Raw genomic sequence first — 17,256 nt, 5'->3', positions numbered from 1 at the left:
TCAAAGGATACCCGGCAGGTCCAGCCCATGCGCGCGGGCGCAATCAAGCGCTTCGTCATAGCCCGCATCCGCATGGCGCATCACGCCCGTCGCCGGATCGTTCCACAGAACCCGTTCGATGCGACGGTCAGCGTCTTCGGACCCGTCACAGCAGATCACCATGCCGGAGTGCTGCGAAAAGCCCATGCCAACCCCGCCACCGTGGTGCAGCGACACCCAAGTGGCGCCCGAGGCGGTGTTCAAAAGCGCGTTTAGCAGCGGCCAATCCGACACGGCATCCGAGCCGTCTTTCATCGCCTCTGTCTCGCGGTTGGGCGAGGCGACGGAACCGCTGTCGAGGTGGTCGCGCCCGATCACAATGGGCGCGCTTAGCTCGCCAGTGCGGACCATTTCGTTGAAGGCGAGTCCGAGGCGGTGGCGCACACCCAGACCCACCCAGCAGATCCGTGCGGGCAGACCTTGGAAGGAAATACGCTCGCGGGCCATATCGAGCCAGTTGTGCAGGTGCGTATCTTCGGAGAGGATTTCTTTTACCTTGGCATCGGTCTTGTAAATATCCTCCGGATCGCCTGACAGCGCCGCCCAGCGGAACGGCCCCACGCCCCGGCAGAACAGCGGACGAATGTAGGCGGGGACAAAGCCGGGGAAATCAAAGGCGTTGTCTAACCCTTCCTCCAGCGCCATCTGGCGGATGTTGTTGCCATAGTCGACCGTGGGGATGCCCGCCGCGTGAAAATCGACCATCGCTTTGACTTGTACCTTCATTGAGGCGCGGGCGGCGCGTTCGACCGCCTTGGGGGCACTCTCGCGTTTCTTGCGCCAGTCGGCCATGCTCCAACCCTGCGGCAGATAGCCGTTCACCGGGTCATGGGCGCTGGTCTGATCGGTGACGATATCGGGGCGCATACCGCGTTTCACCAGTTCGGGAAAGACATCGGCGGCATTGCCCAAGAGGGCCACGGATTTCGCTTCTCCGGCAGCGGTCCAACGCTCGATCATCTCCAGCGCTTCGTCGAGCGTTTCGGCTTTTTCATCGACGTATTTTGTGCGCAGACGGAAATCGATGCTGTCGGGATTGCACTCGACCGCGAGGCAACAAGCCCCGGCCATCACCGCCGCCAAGGGCTGCGCGCCGCCCATGCCGCCAAGCCCGCCGGTGAGGATCCATTTGCCGGTCAGATCGCCGCCATAATGCTGGCGGCCTGCCTCGACAAATGTCTCATAGGTGCCCTGCACGATGCCTTGGGAGCCGATGTAGATCCACGAGCCTGCGGTCATCTGGCCATACATCGCCAGACCCTTTTTATCGAGCTCGTTGAAGTGGTCCCAATTCGCCCAATGCGGCACGAGGTTGGAGTTCGCGATCAGCACGCGCGGGGCGTCTTTGTGGGTCTTGAATACACCGACAGGCTTGCCCGATTGCACCAGCAGCGTTTGGTCGTCTTCGAGCGCGCGGAGCGAGGCGACGATCTGGTCGTAATCTTTCCACGTCCGCGCCGCACGGCCGATGCCACCATAGACGACCAGCTCATGCGGGTTCTCGGCCACGTCTGGGTGCAGGTTGTTCATCAGCATCCGCAGTGGCGCTTCGGTGAGCCAGCTTTTCGCCGAAAGCTCGGTGCCGGTGGCGGGATAGACGTCACGGGTGTTCTTGCGCGGATCGCTCATGCTGTGCCTTTCAGGGTCGGGGCCATCGCGGCCAGAGTTGTCAGAATGTCGGTCAGGTGCCTGCGCAGGCGCGCAGACTTTTCGGGATCACAGGGCCAGGGCGGGGCTTCGGCGCTGAGGTAGCTGCTCTGCGCCAGTTCCATCTGGATTGCGTGAAACCCCTCGGCGGGGCGGCCATAGTGGCGCGTGGTCCAGCCGCCTTTGAAACGGCCATTGATGACAGAGGTATAGCCGGGGGCGGCGGCGCAGATATCCGCGACGGCGGCTTCGATCTCAGGCGCGCAGGTGGTGCCGAGGTTCGTGCCGATGTTGAAATCGGGCAAGGGGCCGTCAAAGAGGAAGGGGATCAGCGAGCGAATTGAGTGGCAGTCATAGAGGATCGCCACGCCATGCAACGCGCGGACGCGGGCCAATTCCGCCTCAAGCGCCGCGTGATAGGGGGCGTGGAATGCCAGGCGGCGGGCCTCGATCTCGGCTTCTTCGGGCGGGGTTGTCCAAATGTCCTGCCCGTCGAAATCGGTCAGCGGCACCAGCCCGGTGGTGTTTTGGCCGGGGTAGAGCGATGCGCCCGAAGGGTCGCGGTTGGCGTCGATCACATAGCGGTGGAAGGTCGCGCGCACGGTGGTCGCGCCGGGCAGTAACCCTTGGTAAAGTCGGTGAATATGCCAGTCGGTGTCCGCCAGTTCGAGCCCGCGCGGGTTCAGATCGCGGCGCACTGTGTCGGGCAGATCGGTGCCGGTATGCGGCAGGCCAAGCACGATGGGGCTGTCGCCGCGGGTGATCTCTACCGGGGTCATGTGGAAAGCTCCGGCATCTCGATGGCGGCGGCGCGGCTAATCTCGCCTTCGGCCACCATCTGTGCCGCGCGTTCCAGATCGGGGGCGAGGTAACGGTCCTCATCCAGCGTCGCGACATCCTTGCGGACCCGTTTCACCACATGCTGCAATGTCTCGCTGGTCGCCAACGGCGCGCGAAAGTCGATGCCTTGTGCCGCGCAGAGCAACTCGACCCCCAAGATGCGGTTTAGGTTGTCGATCATCTGCCCCAGCCGCCGCGCGCCATGGGCGGCCATGCTGACGTGATCCTCTTGGTTGGCCGAGGTCGGCGTGCTGTCGGTGACGCACGGATTGGCGAGGTGCTTGTTCTCGCTCATAAGGGCGGCGGTGGTGACTTCGGCGATCATATAGCCGCTGTTGAGGCCGGGGTTTGGCGTGAGGAAGGGCGGCAGGTTGAAGCTGAGCACCGGGTCCACGATCAACGCCACGCGGCGCTGCGCGATGGCTCCGATTTCGGCCACGGTCAGTGCGATCATATCGGCGGCAAAACCCACCGGTTCGGCATGGAAATTCCCGCCTGAAACGATCAGGTCCGCGCCGACCAGCACCAGCGGGTTGTCGGTGGCGGCGTTGGCTTCGACCTCAAGCGTGCGGGCGGCCATGCGCAGCACATCCATCGCGGCCCCGGTCACCTGAGGCTGGCAGCGGATGCAGTAGGGGTCTTGCACGCGGGCGTCATTCGCCACGTGGCTCTCGCGGATTTCCGAGCCGTTGAGCAGGGCACGCATCGTCTCGCCCGCTTCGATCTGGCCTCGATGGCCGCGCAGGGCGTGGATTTCGGGTTGCAGCGGCGCGGTGGAGCCCATGATCGCGTCCGTCGACAGGGCCGAGATCACCAACGCCGAGTTTGCCGCCCGCCATGCGTCAAACAGCCCCGCCAGCGCGAAGGCGGTCGAAAACTGCGTGCCGTTGATCAGCGCCAGCCCTTCTTTCGGGCCGAACTCCAGCGGGGTGAGACCCGCGGCGGTCAGCGCCTCTCCGCCGGGCATGACGCGGCCCTCAATTTCCGCCTCGCCGTGGCCCATCATCGCAGCGGCCATATGGGCCAAGGGGGCCAGATCGCCTGAGGCACCGACCGATCCTTGCGCCGGGATCACCGGGGTCACGCCACGCTCCAGCATGGCTTCGATCAGATCGACGACCTCAAGCCGCACGCCTGAGGCGCCGCGCCCAAGGCTCAGCAGTTTGAGCGCCATCAAGAGCCGCGCATGGCCGCGCGGGATCGCCGGGCCGACGCCGCAGCAATGCGACAGGATCAGGTTGCGTTGCAGGGTGGCCGTGTCATCTGAGGCGATCTTGACCGAGGCGAGCTTGCCGAAACCGGTGTTCACGCCGTAGACGGCATCCTCGCCCGCCACCGCTTTGGCAATGCGCGCGTGGGCCAGTTCAATCGCTGGGCGGCAGGCGGGGTCGAGCCTCACCGATGCCTCTTCGCGGTAGATGCGGGCCAGATCGTCCAAGGTGGCCGCGCCGGGGGTGAGGGTCAGGGTGGTCACGATTGGCCTCCGAAAATGCGAGAGTGAAGCGGGTTGAAGCCGATGCGATAGGCAAGCTCGGCAGGGTGTTTGATATCCCAAACGGCGAGGTCGGCGCGCAGGCCGGGGCGGATCATGCCGCAGCCGTCCAGCCCAAGCGCGCGGGCGGCATGTTGCGTGGCACCGCGCAGCGCCTCTTCGGGCGTCATGCGGAACAGGGTGCAGCCCATGTTGAGCGTCAGCAGCAGGGAGCTCAGCGGCGACGACCCGGGGTTGATATCCGTCGCCAGCGCCATCGGCACGCCGTGTTTGCGCAGCAGATCAATCGGGGGCGCTTGGGTTTCGCGCAGGGTATAAAACGCGCCGGGGAGGATTACGGCGACGGTGCCCGCCTTGGCCATCGCTTTCACGCCGTCCGCGTCAAGGTACTCAATATGATCCGCCGACAGCGCGCCATAGGAGGCCGCGAGTTTCGCGCCGCCAAGGTTCGACAGTTGCTCGGCATGGAGTTTCACCGGCAGCCCCAATTCCCGCGCTACGTCAAAGACCCGCGCGATTTGGGCGGGCTGAAAGGCGATGCCCTCGCAGAACCCGTCGACCGCATCGACCAGCCCCTCGGCATGGGCGGCGCGCAGGGCGGGGAGGCAGACTTCGTCGATATAGGCGTCAGCGCGGCCTGCGTATTCGGTAGGCGTGGCATGGGCGCCGAGGAAGGTGGTGCGCACTCGGATCGGGCGCTGCTGGCCCACGGCGCGTGCGGTGCGGAGCATGCGCAGCTCGGTCTCGATATCCAGACCGTAACCGGATTTGATCTCGATCCCCGTGACGCCTTCGGCGATCAGCACATCGACGCGGCGCAGGGCTTCTGCCAGCAGATCGGCCTCACTGGCGGCGCGGGTGGCGGTGACGGTTGAGACAATGCCGCCCCCGGCGCGGGCGACGTCTTCGTAGCTGGCTCCTTCAAGGCGCATTTCGAACTCGCGCGCGCGGTCGCCTCCGTGGACGATATGGGTGTGGCAGTCGATCAGACCGGGGGTGACGAGGCGGTGGCCCAGTGATTCTGTCGGCTGGTGGCGGTAGGCCCGTGGCAGGTCAAGGCGCGGGCCGACCCATGCGATCTGGCTCCCGGCAATCGCAATCGCTGCATTCTCAATCATTCCATAGGGTTCTGCGCCGTCTAAGGTCGCGGCGGTGAGGTCGATCAAAACTCGGTCGTGCTCTGCCATCTCTATCGCCCCCTCCTGAGGTTTTACTTTTCTAACGCGGTTTTAATTGTTATATGTCTATACATAAAAAACCGAAAGGCCGTCAAATGATTTTCGCAAAACACGCAAGACTGCCGCAGGGCTGGGCGCGGGACGTTCGGATTACGGTTGCCGAGGGCCGCATCACGGCGGTGCAGACCGGACAAACGCCCCATCTTGACGACAGCCGCGTCGATACCCTGCTGCCTGCGCTGGCCAACCTACACAGCCACAGCTTTCAACGCGCCATGGCCGGGATGACCGAGGTGCGGATGGCGGGGAAAGACAGCTTTTGGACGTGGCGTGACCTGATGTACCGCTTTACCGCCCATCTCACGCCCGCGCATATTGAGGCCATCGCCGCCTTTGTTTTCCTTGAGATGCAAGAGGCGGGTTTTGCCAGCGTGGGCGAGTTTCATTACCTGCATCACCAGCCCGACGGCACGCCCTATGATGATCTGGGTGAGCTTTCGGCCCGGATCGCGGCGGCGGCGGCGGAGACGGGGATCGGGCTAACCCATCTGCCGGTGCTCTATACCTACGGTGGCGCGGGGCAGGTGCCCTTGCAGCCGGGTCAGGCGCGTTTTGGCAATGGGGTGGCGCAGTTCAATGCGCTGGTGGAGCGGGCGAAACGGGCGGTAGTTGATCTCCCCCAGACTGCCGCGTCGGCATCGCGCCGCATTCGCTGCGCGCCACAGCACCGGCGGAACTGGCCGAGGTGCTGGCCGCGCATCCCGAGGTGTCGACCCATATCCACATCGCCGAACAGCCCAAGGAGGTCGCAGACATCTCGGATTGGCTCGGCGCACGGCCGGTAGACTGGTTGCTGGCGAACGCTGAGGTGACGGAGAACTGGTGCCTGATCCATGCGACCCACATGACCGAAGCAGAGACGGCAGCCTTGGCCCGGACCGGCGCGGTGGCGGGGCTCTGCCCGGTGACAGAGGCGAATTTGGGCGATGGGCCGTTCAACGGGCCGGGCTACCTCGCTGCCGGGGGCGGTTTGGCATTGGGTCGGATTCCAACGTGCTGATCTCATTGACCGAAGAGTTGCGCACCTTGGAGTATTCCCAACGCCTGCGCGATCTGGCGCGCAACGTGATGGTGCCGGGCGAAGGCTCGGTCGGGGAGGCGCTTTATACCGGGGCCGCGCGCGGCGGTGCGCAGGCGCTTGGCCGGGGCCGGGGCGAGATTGCGGTGGGCACATGGGCCGACCTGATGGCGATCGACAGCCAAGACCCGGCGCTTTGTGCGCTGCGGCCCGCGCAACTGCTCGACGGTCTGGTCTTTGCGGCGAAGGATCGGGTGGTGACGGACCTGTGGTCGGCGGGGCGCCATGCGGTGACGGGCGGGCGGCACCGGCAGCGTGACCGGATCGTGGCGGGCTACCGGCGCGCCATGGCAGAGTTGACGGCGCTTTTGTGAAACCTTCCAGCTTCCGGGAACTTTGCCGCGGCCTGCCGGGTTTGCCCCCTAACAAGGGCCGCGCGCGGCGTGGTGTTGCGCGGCATAGCCCGAAGCCAGCGAAAGGGAGCGGATCATGAGTCCACCAGACACAAATCTGAAAAAGCAGGAAAGCCGTCACAAGTGGCCGCTGATCGGCATGGCGATTGTCGTGATCTTTGGCATCGGCATCATTGTCTTCTGGACGGGCGAGGAAGTCGCCACCGCCCCCGGCACCGAAGACGAGGTGATCGTTGACGATGGCACCGCGATTGAGGGCGATGATACGGCAACCGTGCCTGTCGCACCCGATTGACCCCCAGCCAACGGCGTTGACCGCCAAGACCCGGAAGCCTTTGCTTCCGGGTTTTTTGTTGTTTGCCTTGGTCGCGCGGGCGGGCCATCTTGCACCGGTAACAAGGGAATTGGGGCAGACATATGTGGTATCTTGTAGGGGACATTGGCGGCACCAACCTGCGGCTTGCGGCGGTGGACCCGGCAGGCGCGGTGGTGCGGCGCTGCACGCATCGCACCGATGGGCTGACCACATTGCCAGACGCCTGTGCGGCGCTTTGTAGCGAGATGGGCGGCGCGCCCGAGGGGGTCGCGATGGCGGTGGCCGGGGTGGTTGTCGACGGGCAGGTGCGCATGACCAACGCCGCGCGCAGCATCTCGCGCGATGATCTGGCGCGGGCCTGCGATGTGGCGCCCGGCAAGGTACTGCTGCTCAATGATTTCGAGGCGGCGGCCTGGTCCTTGGCCACGCTGGACGCGGCAAAGGTGAGCTTTCTTCAGGGCGGCCCTGCGCCGCAACCGGGCGCGCGGGTGATTGTCGGGCCGGGAACGGGCTTGGGCGTGGGGTCTTTGGTCTGGCAAGGGGCGCGGCCCACGGCGGTGCCGGGCGAAGGCGGGCATCTGCGGCTGACCCCTCATAGCGCCGAGGAAGTGGCCTATTTCGAAGCCCTGATCGCGCTTTGGCCCGAGGTCCAGATGGGCGACGCGCTGGCGGTCGAGGCCGAGGCGATCCTGTCGGGCACCGGCATCCCCTATTGGTACCGCGCCATCGCAACCGCCCGCGGCGAGGCGGCGCATCTGGAGGGGCGGCGGCGATCTTTGCCGCGGCCAAGGTTGGGGAGGACACGAGTGCCTGCCGGGCGGTGGCCTTGATGGCGCGATATCTTGGCGGGGTTGCGGGGGACTTGGGGCTGGTCTTGGGTGCGCGCGGTGGGGTTTTCATCACGGGGGGCGTGGCGCAGCAGAACCCTTGGATGTTGGATGAGGCCTTCCTCGCTGCCTTCAACGCGGGCGGGCGGCACAGCAAATGGCGCGCGGCGCTGCCCTTGGGTCTGTGCAATGACCCCGACTTTGGCCTCATGGGTGCGCGCAACTGTCTGTTTGTGCAGCACGAACGCCCCCTGCCGGATTGACAGCAGGCAGCGGGCCGCCATGATCGCCACAGCAGCCGGAGTGCCCTATGTCCAACCTCAATGATCCAAAACGCCAGTTCTTGGCCAACCTGTTCGACACCGCCGTCGCCGCCGCCGATCCGCGGCTGATCTTGAAGGACAGGCTGCCGCCGCCCCCAAGGGCCGCACGGTGGTGATCGGCGCGGGCAAAGGGGCGGCGCAATTGGCGCAGGCGTTCGAGGCGCTCTGGCCGCATCCCTATGACGGTGTCGTGGTCACCCGCTATGGCTATGGCGCGCCCTGCCAGCGCATCAAGGTGTTGGAGGCCGCCCATCCGGTGCCCGATCAGGCCGGGATCGAGGCCGCCCGCGCCTTGCAGGATGCGCTGCGCGGGCTGGGGCCGGAGGATCAGGTGATCGCGCTGATCTGCGGCGGCGGGTCGTCGCTTTTGCCCGCCCCACCCGAGGGGCTGACGCTAGAGGATTTGCAGGCGTTGAACTCGGCGCTTCTGGCCTCAGGCGCGCCAATCTCGGTGATGAATGACATCCGCAAACAGTTCAGCACGGTGAACGGCGGGCGTCTGGCGGAACTGGCCTATCCCGCGCAGGTGGTGAGCCTTGTCGTCTCGGATGTGCCGGGGGATGATCCGGGGGCCGTGGCCTCTGGCCCTACGGTGCCGGGGCGACGGGCCGCGGCGAAGGTGTTGGAGGAGGTGGCCGCGCGGGGGCTGGAACTGCCGCCTCGTTGCATGGCTTTTCTGCAAGAGGCCGCGCAGCAGCCTGCGCAAGACGCGCCCAGCAAGACGGTCACGCATGTTATTGCCTCTGCGGGTCTGTCCCTCACCGCGGCGGCCAAGGCGGCACAGGCGCGGGGGTGACCGCATGGATACTGTCGGACGCGATCGAAGGCGAGGCGCGCGAGGTGGCGCTGGTGCATGCCGCACTTGCCCGGCAGGCGCAACAAAGCGGTTTCCCGCATCCCGCGCCGCTGGTGCTGCTCTCAGGCGGAGAGACGACGGTCACCCTGCGCCACAAGGGGCGCGGCGGGCGCAACAGTGAATTCGCGCTGTCCTTGGCGCTGGCACTCGACGGGCAGGAAGGCATCACCGCCTTGGCGGCGGACACCGACGGCATCGACGGGTCCGAGGACAACGCGGGCGCATTCGTCACGCCGGGCACGGCGGGCGCGATGCGCGCGGCAGGGGTGGACCCGCGCCGCGCCTTGCAACACAACGATGCCTACGGCGCGTTTGCGGCGGTAGACGCCCTGTTTCACACCGGCCCCACCGGGACCAATGTGAATGATTTCCGCGCCCTGCTGATCGGCGATCTACCCGAAAGCTGAGCCGGTTCTGGGTCCGCCTAGGTGCGGTCGAAGATAATCACGTTGCGCTTCGCAGCGCCGGTCTTGGTGTCGGCAATCGCCTCGTTGATCTGATCCAGCCGCCAGCGCCCGGAGATCAGGTTGTCGAGTTGCAAGCGGCCCTGAAGGTAAAGGTCGACCATCCACGGGATATCGCGCTGGATCACCACGTCGCCCATTTTGGAGCCGACCATACCTTGCCCCAAGGCGGCAAGGACCACCGGCTCATAGCTGGCCTCGGCCCCGCTGTGGGGCATGCCAACCATGATCACCCGGCCCCCGGCCGCAAGGTAGCGCGGCGCGGTTTCATAGGCGGGGATCGCGCCGACGGTGACGATCACGGCATCCGCCCCGCGCCCCATGGCCTTGAAGGCCGCGCGCCACGGTTTCGCCTCGGTCGCGAGCACGGTGTCGGTCGCGCCGAATTCGCGGGCGATGGCGAGTTTTTCTTCGGTCATGTCCACCGCCACGATCCGCCGTGCGCCCGCGATGCGCGCCCCTTGGATGGCATTAAGGCCGACCCCGCCCGCGCCGATCACCACCACATCTTGGCCTGCGCGCAGGCCCGCTGCATTGACCACGGCACCCACGCCGGTGATCACGCCGCAGGCGATCAGACAGGCGGCGTCTTTGGGGATGTCGTGTGAGATTTTCACGGCCTGCGAGCGGTCGACCACCACTTTTTCGGCGAAACCGCCGGTGTTCATGGCTTGAAAAAGCGGCGCCCCCTCTGCGGTCTGAAGCGGCCCTTCGGGCGCTTGCGGTGTTTCGCAGATCGTCGGCTGACCCGAGGCACAGTTGGGGCAGCTGCCGCAGGCGCGGATCAGGGTGACCACCACGCTGTCGCCCTCGGCCAGCCCCTGTACATTCGGCCCTACGGCGCTGACCCGGCCTGCGGCCTCATGGCCATAGACGGCAGGCAGGGTGCCGCCCCAGCCGCCTTCGGCAAACAGGATGTCGGAGTGGCAGATCGCCACGGCATCCAAGGTCACTTCGACCTCGCCGGATTGTGGTGCCTGCAGGCGGATGTCTTCGACGCTCAGCGGGCTGTCAAAGGCATGGCAGACGGCGGCTTTGATGGTTTGCAATGGCCTGTCCCTTTCACTTGGTTTTCGCCAGCCTGACGCGGAAGGGCCGGTGGCGCAAGGCGGGGAATGGGCCTAATGCGGCGAAGTGCCGGTTTGTGACGTGAGGGGAGGGCGGCTGGCAAAGATCACCAGCCCGCCGAGGGTCAGAAACAGCGCCAGCAGGAAGGGCGCGCCGGGCAGGTAGAGCGCGGTATCGGGGGCTGTGAAATACGCAAAGACCGCGGTCATCGCCAAGGGAGAGATGATCATCGCTAGCGCGGTGGAGGAACTGAGCGCGCCGTGCAGCTCGCCTTGGGCATCAGCGCTGACGCGGGCCGACATGATGCCTTGAAGCGCCGGGGGATGACCCCGGCAAGGGCGGCAAGCGGGGTCATGATCAGCGCCCAAGTGCCTGAGGTCAGCACGGTCAGCGCGGCAAAGGCGGCAAGGGCAAAGACATGGCCCAAGATCACCGTGGCACGGGCGCCCAAGCGGCGGATCACGGGGCCGATCAGCGCGCCTTGGACAAGGGCCATCTGCACGCCAAAAAGACCCAGTGACAGGCCGATCATCGTAGGGGACCAGCCAAACCGCTCAACCCCGAAATAGGCCCAGACCGCCGGATAGGCGGCAAAGCCCACGTGGTAGATGAAATAGACCGCCAGAAGCCTGCCGATCTCGGGCAGGCGGCCAAGGGCACGCAACGCACCCAGCGGATTGGCCCGCCGCCAATCAAAGGCGCGGCGTTTCGTCTGGGGCAGGGTTTCGCGCAGCACAGCCCAGCCGAGGGCCGCATTGCCCGCCGCCAGCACCGCCGCCGCCCAAAACGGCGCGCGGGTGCCATATTCACCCAAGATGCCGCCCATCAGCGGCCCCAGAACAAAGCCCGCGCCAAAGGCTGCGCCGATCAGCCCGAAACGCGCCGCGCGGTCCTGCGCCGGAGAGATGTCGGCCATATAGGCCGAGGCCGTGGCATGGGTTGCCGCCGTCACACCGCCCACCAGCCGCCCGATCAGCAGCAGCCAGACACTGCCCGCCAGTGCCATGACGCCGTAATCCACCGTCATCACGACGAGCGCCAGCAGCAAGACCGGACGGCGGCCAAAACGGTCGGACAGCCCGCCCAGAACCGGGCCGAAGAGGAATTGCATCGCGGCAAACCCCGTGGCCAGCACGCCGCCCCAAAGGGCCGCATCACTCAGCCCCCCGCCGCGCACTTCGCGGATTAGGTCCGGCATCACGGGCAGGATCAGACCGACGCCCATGGCATCAATCATCACCGTCACAAGAATAAAGATCAGCGGCAGCGGCATCCGGTCAGATGTGGTCCGCGTGAGGGGCAAAGGCAAGGGCGCCCGGTGCAAGGTGACGCGGCTGCGCATCGGTCCGGGTGCGGTCGGGGCTACTCGGCTGCGCGCGATTGGCCTGCCCGTCGCGGAAAGCCGGGGCGTCGTGATCGCAAGGTGCCATGCTCAGCTCTGCGCCTTGGGAATATGCCCGACGTTGGCGAGGAATTCGTTCAGCACTTCGGCGTATTCTTGCGGCTGCTCGACACAAGGCAGGTGCCCCGCGCGGCGGATCAGTTTGAATTTCGAGGCGGGGATCAGGTCCATCAACTCGCGCACCAGATCGGGCGGGGTGGAGCCGTCCTCGGACCCTGCGATACCAAGCGCAGGCAGGCGCAGGCCGGAGGTGGGAGTCATGAAATCACTGTGCGAGATCGCCGCCGAACAGCCCGCATAGCCCGCGTCTGGCTGGCGGGTGAGCATGTTGCGCCAAAGCGCCAGTTCTGGCGTGGCGCGGAACTGGGCAGAGAACCAGCGTTCCATCACGGCATCAGCGAGGCTCTCGATGCCGCCCTGTTCCACGGCAGCAATGCGCTCGGCCCAAATGTCGCGGTTGCCGATCTTGGTGGCGGTGTTGCTGAGCACCACCGCGCGGATCATATCGAGGCGTTTGACGGCCAGCCCCTGCGCGATCATGCCGCCGATCGAGAGCCCGACGAAGACGCAGTTGCGCACCTGCAGGTGATCGAGCAGCCGTTCGGTATCGGTAATGAGCGACCCCATCGAATAGGGCGCGGGCGGGCAGGATGAGAGGCCATGGCCGCGTTTATCAAAACGGATGATGCGCAGACCGGGGGCGAGGAGCGGTAGGATCGGATCCCACAGGCGCATATCGGTGCCGAGCGAATTGGCAAAGACCACAGGCGCGCCGTCTTCGGGGCCCTCGACGCGGTAGTGAAGTTGGACGTCACCGGTATCGAATATCTGCATGGGGGGTCTCCTGTGAGCGGCGGTGGTGGCCAGCATATAGCGCGCGCGGCGCAGGTCAAAGGCGGGACAGATCAGAAATGCCCCGCCCTAGGGCGGGGCTGCCCTTGTCTTTACCCCAACGTCTGCAATGCGCGCGCGAACATATCCGCATCCACATTCCCGCCAGAGATGGTGACGATCACATCGTCGCCCTCAATCTCTGCCCCACGGAACAGTGCCGCCGCCAGCGCCACGGCACCGCCCGGCTCGGCCACAACCTTCAGCCGGTTAAAGGCATGGCCCATCGCCTTCAGCGCCTCGTCGTCGCTCACCACCAGCCCCGGCCCGACAAGCCGTTGCATGATCGGAAAAGTCAGCTCGCCCGGCGCGGGTGTGACGATGGCGTCGCAGATTGATCCCAAAGCGCTCGGGTTCTGCTCGATCTTGCCAGAGGCCAGTGACCGGGCCGCATCGTCAAAGCCTTCCGGCTCTGCCGGGCGCACGCGGAGGGCGGGGGCCTCGGCCTCCAACGCCAAGGCGATGCCAGAGGTTAGGCCACCGCCGCCGCAGCAGACGATGACTTCGGCAGAGTTGATCCCCGCCTCGGCTGCCTGCTGCGCGATCTCCAGCCCCGTGGTGCCTTGGCCCGCGATGACCTGCGGATTGTCATAGGGTTTGATCAGCGTGAGGCCGCGTTCTTCGGCCAGTCGCGCGCCGATCTCCTCGCGGCTCTCATTCGCGCGGTGATAGAGCACGACCTCGGCCCCAAAGGCGCGGGTGTTGGCGATTTTCAGGCGTGGGCTGTCTTTTGGCATGATGATCACGGCGGGTGCGCCGTGCATTTTCGACGCCAGCGCCACGCCCTGCGCGTGGTTGCCGCTGGAATAGGCGATGACACCCTTCGCCCGCGCGTCAGGATCCAGCGATGACAGCGCCGACCACGCACCGCGAAACTTGAAACTGCCGGTGTGTTGCAAGCACTCTGGCTTGACCCAAATGCGACGGCCCGCGATCTCGTCCAGAAAGGGCGAGTTCAACAGGGGCGTGCGCCGCACATGGCCCTCTGCCCGGGCGGCGGCGGCGCGGATCATGTCGATGTTCATTGCAATTGTCCTATCCATTCGTGCAACGCGGCCAGCGCCTCGGGTTCGTCGAGAAACGGCACATGGCCGCGATCCGGCACCTCGGCCACGATCATATCCGGCCGCCGCGCCTGCATCTGCATCAGCGTTTCGCGGCTGAGCAGGGTCGAATTGGCCCCCGGATCGCCGCGAGCGGCATGCCCTGAAGCGCGTCGAAAAACGGCCAGAGGTCAGGCGTCGGCTGCCCCGCTGTGGCGATGGCATCGCGCAGATGCGGGTCATAGGTGATTTTCAGCCCGTCGTCGGTGGCTGTGTAATGGCGCTGCACCTCTTCCAGCCAACGGCCTTCCGGCACGCCGCGAAATTCGGGAAAGGCCCGGGCCATGGCGGCGGCGGCCTCTTCATAGGTCTTGGCGGCGGGGTTGCGGCCCAGATATCCCATGATGAACTCGATCCCCTTGGCGTCCAGCTCTGGCCCGACATCATTCAGCGCCACGCCCAGCAGGTGATCATGGGCGATCATCGCTAGTCCCATCGCATTGAGCCCGCCGCGCGAGGTGCCGATGATGGCGACCTTGTCCAACCCCAGATGCGCCAGCAGTTCCAGCACATCACGGCATTCCACCGGCAGCGTGTAGTTCTGCCAATTCTGGTCAAAATCCGAACGCCCTCGGCCCCGGTAATCCATGCGGATCAGGCGATGATCCGCCAGATGCGGGGCCAGATAGTCGAAATCCGCCCCGGTGCGGGTGAGGCCAGCAAGGCAGAGGATCGGCAGGCCGGAGCCGTCGTCCGTATAGTGCAGTGACAGCCCGTCGGAGGTGGTGAACCGGGCCATCAAAGGCCCGCCAATGCAGGGATGCCGCTGAGGTCTCGCAACTGATGCGCCGGTTTCCATGGCAGCCGGTCCACCGGATCGCCGCCCCGGTTCACCCATGCGGTCGTGAAACCATAGCCCGTCGCCGCCGCCGCGTCCCAGCCGTTGGAGGAGACGAACAGCACCTCGCCTTTGGCGCAGCTGTAGTGCGCCCCCACAAGATCATAGACCGATGCATGGGGTTTGAAGACCCCAACACTTTCGACCGAGAGCGACACATCCAATAGGTCACTGATTCCCGCAGATTGCACCGCTCCGTCCAGCATCGCGGGCGAGCCGTTGGATAAGATCGCGGTGTTCAGGCCGCCGTCTTTCAGCGCGCGCAGCATGGCGGGAACCTCCGCAAAAGCCTGAAGCTCCCAATAAAGCGCTAAGAGGCGCTCGCGTAGGGCAGGTTCGTCAGCGACGCCCATCTTCTCCAACGACCAGTCCAGACCCTCTTGGGTGACCTGCCAGAAATCGTCATGCGCCCCGGTCACGGCGCGCAGCCATGAATACTGCAACTGCTTGAGGCGCCAGTGTTCTGCCAGCTGCGGCCAAGTCTCGGCGATGGCGGCAAAGGCGGGCTCCCGCGCGGCCTCGCGGGCGGCGGCGGCCACGTCGAACAGGGTTCCATAGGCGTCGAAAACACAGGTGGTAATGGGCATCTGGCTGGCTCTCTCTCATATTTCGCGGCAGAGTGGCATGCGGGCGAAGCGGCGAAAAGGGGCGAATTCCTCCATCGGCCGGGACTGGGGGTTTACTCTCGGGGCCACAATCTTCATGCTGTCGCGGAATTTGGAGCACCCGTGCAGATACGCGGCCTCCTTCCCTTTTTCCCCTGACAAATTGGAGACAACAATGGCTGAGGTCAAATCCGGCGACACAGTACAGATTCACTATACCGGCACGCTGCAGGACGGCACCACATTTGATAGCTCTGAGGGTCGTGACCCGTTGGAGTTCGTTGTGGGTTCGGGTCAGATCATTCCCGGCCTCGACAGCGCGCTGCCCGGCATGACCGAAGGCGACAAGAAGGTCGTTCAGGTGCCCAGCGAAGAAGCTTATGGCCCGGTGAACCCCGAGATGCGCCAGTCGGTGCCGCGCGAAGGTATCCCGGCTGATATCCCGCTTGATCCCGGCACGCAGTTGCAGATGCAGACCCCCGAAGGTCAGGCGCTGCCCGTGACCGTGGTGGACGTGGACGAGACCACCGTGACCCTCGACGCCAACCACCCGCTGGCGGGCAAAGACCTGCAGTTCGACATCGAACTGGTCAAAATCGCCTAAGCGATCTGACACTGCCTGCCGGGGGATGTCTCTCCGGTGGGCCTACAAGGCGCGATGCGCGTCTTTTTCCCCTCGCACCGCGCCGCGCAGGCGCTTATGCAGGGGCCATGGATACCCCAGATACATTCGAGATTTTCCTTGTCTGCCCGCCCGGGCTTGAGGATTTGCTTTGCGCCGAGGTGCAGGAAAAAGGTTTTGCCGAAGCGCAGGCGCAGCCCGGCGGGGTGACTGTGCAGGGCGGCTGGCCCGAGGTTTGGCGCGCGAACCTAGAGCTGCGCGGCGCGGGCCGGGTGCTGGCGCGGATCGGCGGGTTTATGGCCTTCCATCTGGCGCAGTTGGACAAGCGCTGCCGCAAGTTTCCCTTTGGTGACGTGCTGCGTGCCGATGTGCCGGTGAAGGTGCAGGTGACGTGCAAAGCGTCGAAGATTTACCATGCCGGGGCCGCGCAGCAGCGGGTTGAGACGGCGCTGCATGAAAGCCATGGCATCACGGTGGATGCCGAGGCAGCATTGGTGCTCAAGGTGCGCATCCACGACAATGCGGTGCAATTCAGCCTCGATACCTCTGGCGAGGCGCTGCACAAACGCGGGCATAAAGAGGCCGTGGGCAAGGCGCCGATGCGCGAGAATATGGCGGCGCTAATGCTGCGGTCCTGTGGGTACACGCCGGGCGAGCCAGTGGTGGACCCGATGTGCGGCTCGGGGACGTTTCTGATCGAAGCAGCGGAGATTGCGGCGGGGGTGAAACCGGGGCGCAGCCGAAGCTTTGCCTTTGAGGATTTGGCGAGTTTTGATGCTGGAGTTTGGGAAGAGATGCGCAGCGGTGGGGCGGTGGCCGCGCCTGCCGCGCGGTTCTACGGCTCGGATCGGGACGCAGGTGCAATCCGCATGAGCACGGCCAATGCCGAGCGTGCGGGCGTGGGCGCGTGGTGTCATTTCGCCTGCCACGGGGCAGGGGAGGTGCAGCCGCCCGAGGGACCGCCGGGACTGGTGATCGTGAACCCGCCTTACGGAGGGCGGATCGGGAATAAGAAGCTGCTTTATCCTTTGTATGGGACGCTGGGCGAGACGCTGAAGACGCGGTTCCGCGGTTGGCGTGTGGGGCTGGTAACGTCAGAGCCGCCCTTGGCGCGGGCGACTGGGTTGCCATGGAAACCGCAGGGGCCAGCGATTGCGCATGGCGGGATGAAAATCTGGCTCTGGCAGACGGATGTGTTGCGGTAGAGACTAAGGGCCAGCGCCTGCCCGTGGGGTGGCGATTGCAGCGGTGATC

14 protein-coding genes and 4 pseudogenes are annotated in these 17,256 nt (G+C 65.5%); 7 read left to right on the top strand and 11 right to left on the bottom strand.

Features of this window, described 5'->3' with window-relative positions; genetic code table 11:
* The 4 genes from hutU to hutI are packed head-to-tail and all read right to left on the bottom strand — an operon-like array spanning position 1 to position 5,205.
* Positions 1–1,668, bottom strand: coding sequence for a urocanate hydratase (gene hutU, locus ACFQAU_RS02310; RefSeq protein WP_132445705.1), 1,668 nt, complete (start codon positions 1,666–1,668; stop codon positions 1–3).
* The gene (gene hutG / locus ACFQAU_RS02305) at positions 1,665–2,465 is read right to left on the bottom strand and encodes an N-formylglutamate deformylase (RefSeq protein WP_120350555.1); all 801 of its coding nucleotides are present in this window, start codon (positions 2,463–2,465) and stop codon (positions 1,665–1,667) included. Before hutG ends, hutU begins: the two co-directional genes overlap by 4 nt.
* A complete protein-coding gene (gene hutH, locus ACFQAU_RS02300; RefSeq protein ID WP_132445708.1) occupies positions 2,462–4,000 on the bottom strand; it encodes a histidine ammonia-lyase in 1,539 nt (512 codons plus the stop codon). The genes hutG and hutH overlap by 4 nt, the downstream gene beginning before the upstream one ends.
* Positions 3,997–5,205 carry an imidazolonepropionase gene (gene hutI / locus ACFQAU_RS02295; protein WP_132445711.1) on the bottom strand — a complete coding sequence of 403 codons (1,209 nt, stop codon included), beginning with the start codon at positions 5,203–5,205 and terminating at the stop codon, positions 3,997–3,999. The genes hutH and hutI overlap by 4 nt, the downstream gene beginning before the upstream one ends.
* 86 nt (positions 5,206–5,291) lie before the next feature.
* Between hutI and ACFQAU_RS02290 the strand changes: the two are divergent.
* From ACFQAU_RS02290 to ACFQAU_RS02270, 5 genes and pseudogenes are all read left to right on the top strand, one after another.
* Positions 5,292–6,648: pseudogene (locus ACFQAU_RS02290) on the top strand (formimidoylglutamate deiminase).
* Between the two features lie 115 nt (positions 6,649–6,763).
* A complete protein-coding gene (locus ACFQAU_RS02285; RefSeq protein ID WP_067935872.1) occupies positions 6,764–6,982 on the top strand; it encodes a hypothetical protein in 219 nt (72 codons plus the stop codon).
* A gap of 122 nt (positions 6,983–7,104) precedes the next feature.
* Positions 7,105–7,833 carry a glucokinase gene (locus ACFQAU_RS02280; protein WP_386280211.1) on the top strand — a complete coding sequence of 243 codons (729 nt, stop codon included), beginning with the start codon at positions 7,105–7,107 and terminating at the stop codon, positions 7,831–7,833.
* On the top strand, positions 7,824–8,093 hold the full coding sequence (locus ACFQAU_RS02275) for a glucokinase (protein WP_386280208.1): 270 nt from the start codon (positions 7,824–7,826) through the stop codon (positions 8,091–8,093). The genes ACFQAU_RS02280 and ACFQAU_RS02275 overlap by 10 nt, the downstream gene beginning before the upstream one ends.
* A gap of 47 nt (positions 8,094–8,140) precedes the next feature.
* Positions 8,141–9,416 (top strand): annotated as a pseudogene (locus tag ACFQAU_RS02270) (glycerate kinase type-2 family protein).
* A 17-nt stretch (positions 9,417–9,433) separates the two neighbouring features.
* Here the strand turns inward: ACFQAU_RS02270 and ACFQAU_RS02265 are convergent.
* The 7 genes and pseudogenes from ACFQAU_RS02265 to ACFQAU_RS02235 form a co-directional block, all read right to left on the bottom strand.
* Positions 9,434–10,522 (bottom strand): Zn-dependent alcohol dehydrogenase, encoded by a 1,089-nt coding sequence (locus ACFQAU_RS02265; RefSeq protein ID WP_132445720.1) that lies wholly within the window; start codon positions 10,520–10,522, stop codon positions 9,434–9,436.
* Between the two features lie 72 nt (positions 10,523–10,594).
* Positions 10,595–11,814 (bottom strand): annotated as a pseudogene (locus ACFQAU_RS02260) (TCR/Tet family MFS transporter).
* Positions 11,815–11,818: 4 nt separating this feature from the next.
* Positions 11,819–11,971 carry a hypothetical protein gene (locus ACFQAU_RS02255; protein ID WP_260012257.1) on the bottom strand — a complete coding sequence of 51 codons (153 nt, stop codon included), beginning with the start codon at positions 11,969–11,971 and terminating at the stop codon, positions 11,819–11,821.
* 2 nt (positions 11,972–11,973) lie between these two features.
* Entirely contained in the window at positions 11,974–12,777 is an 804-nt protein-coding gene (pcaD, locus tag ACFQAU_RS02250; RefSeq protein ID WP_132445723.1) for a 3-oxoadipate enol-lactonase, read from the bottom strand.
* 110 nt (positions 12,778–12,887) lie between these two features.
* Positions 12,888–13,859, bottom strand: a complete 972-nt coding sequence (locus ACFQAU_RS02245; protein ID WP_132445726.1) for a threonine ammonia-lyase — start codon at positions 13,857–13,859, stop codon at positions 12,888–12,890.
* Positions 13,856–14,676, bottom strand: a pseudogene (locus tag ACFQAU_RS02240) (alpha/beta fold hydrolase). Before ACFQAU_RS02240 ends, ACFQAU_RS02245 begins: the two are co-directional and overlap by 4 nt.
* Positions 14,676–15,362, bottom strand: a complete 687-nt coding sequence (locus ACFQAU_RS02235) for a haloacid dehalogenase type II (RefSeq protein WP_132445729.1) — start codon at positions 15,360–15,362, stop codon at positions 14,676–14,678. Before ACFQAU_RS02235 ends, ACFQAU_RS02240 begins: the two are co-directional and overlap by 1 nt.
* A gap of 193 nt (positions 15,363–15,555) precedes the next feature.
* Between ACFQAU_RS02235 and ACFQAU_RS02230 the strand changes: the two genes are divergently transcribed.
* A complete protein-coding gene (locus ACFQAU_RS02230; protein WP_132445732.1) occupies positions 15,556–15,984 on the top strand; it encodes an FKBP-type peptidyl-prolyl cis-trans isomerase in 429 nt (142 codons plus the stop codon).
* Positions 15,985–16,091: 107 nt separating this feature from the next.
* Positions 16,092–17,207 (top strand): THUMP domain-containing class I SAM-dependent RNA methyltransferase, encoded by a 1,116-nt coding sequence (locus tag ACFQAU_RS02225; RefSeq protein ID WP_132445735.1) that lies wholly within the window; start codon positions 16,092–16,094, stop codon positions 17,205–17,207.
* Positions 17,208–17,256 lie beyond the last annotated feature (49 nt).

The organism is Sulfitobacter profundi, from assembly GCF_042661425.1.
GTDB lineage: Bacteria > Pseudomonadota > Alphaproteobacteria > Rhodobacterales > Rhodobacteraceae > Sulfitobacter > Sulfitobacter profundi.
Note: the sequence above shows the minus strand (reverse complement) of the source record. Positions and strands in the feature narration are given on the sequence as shown.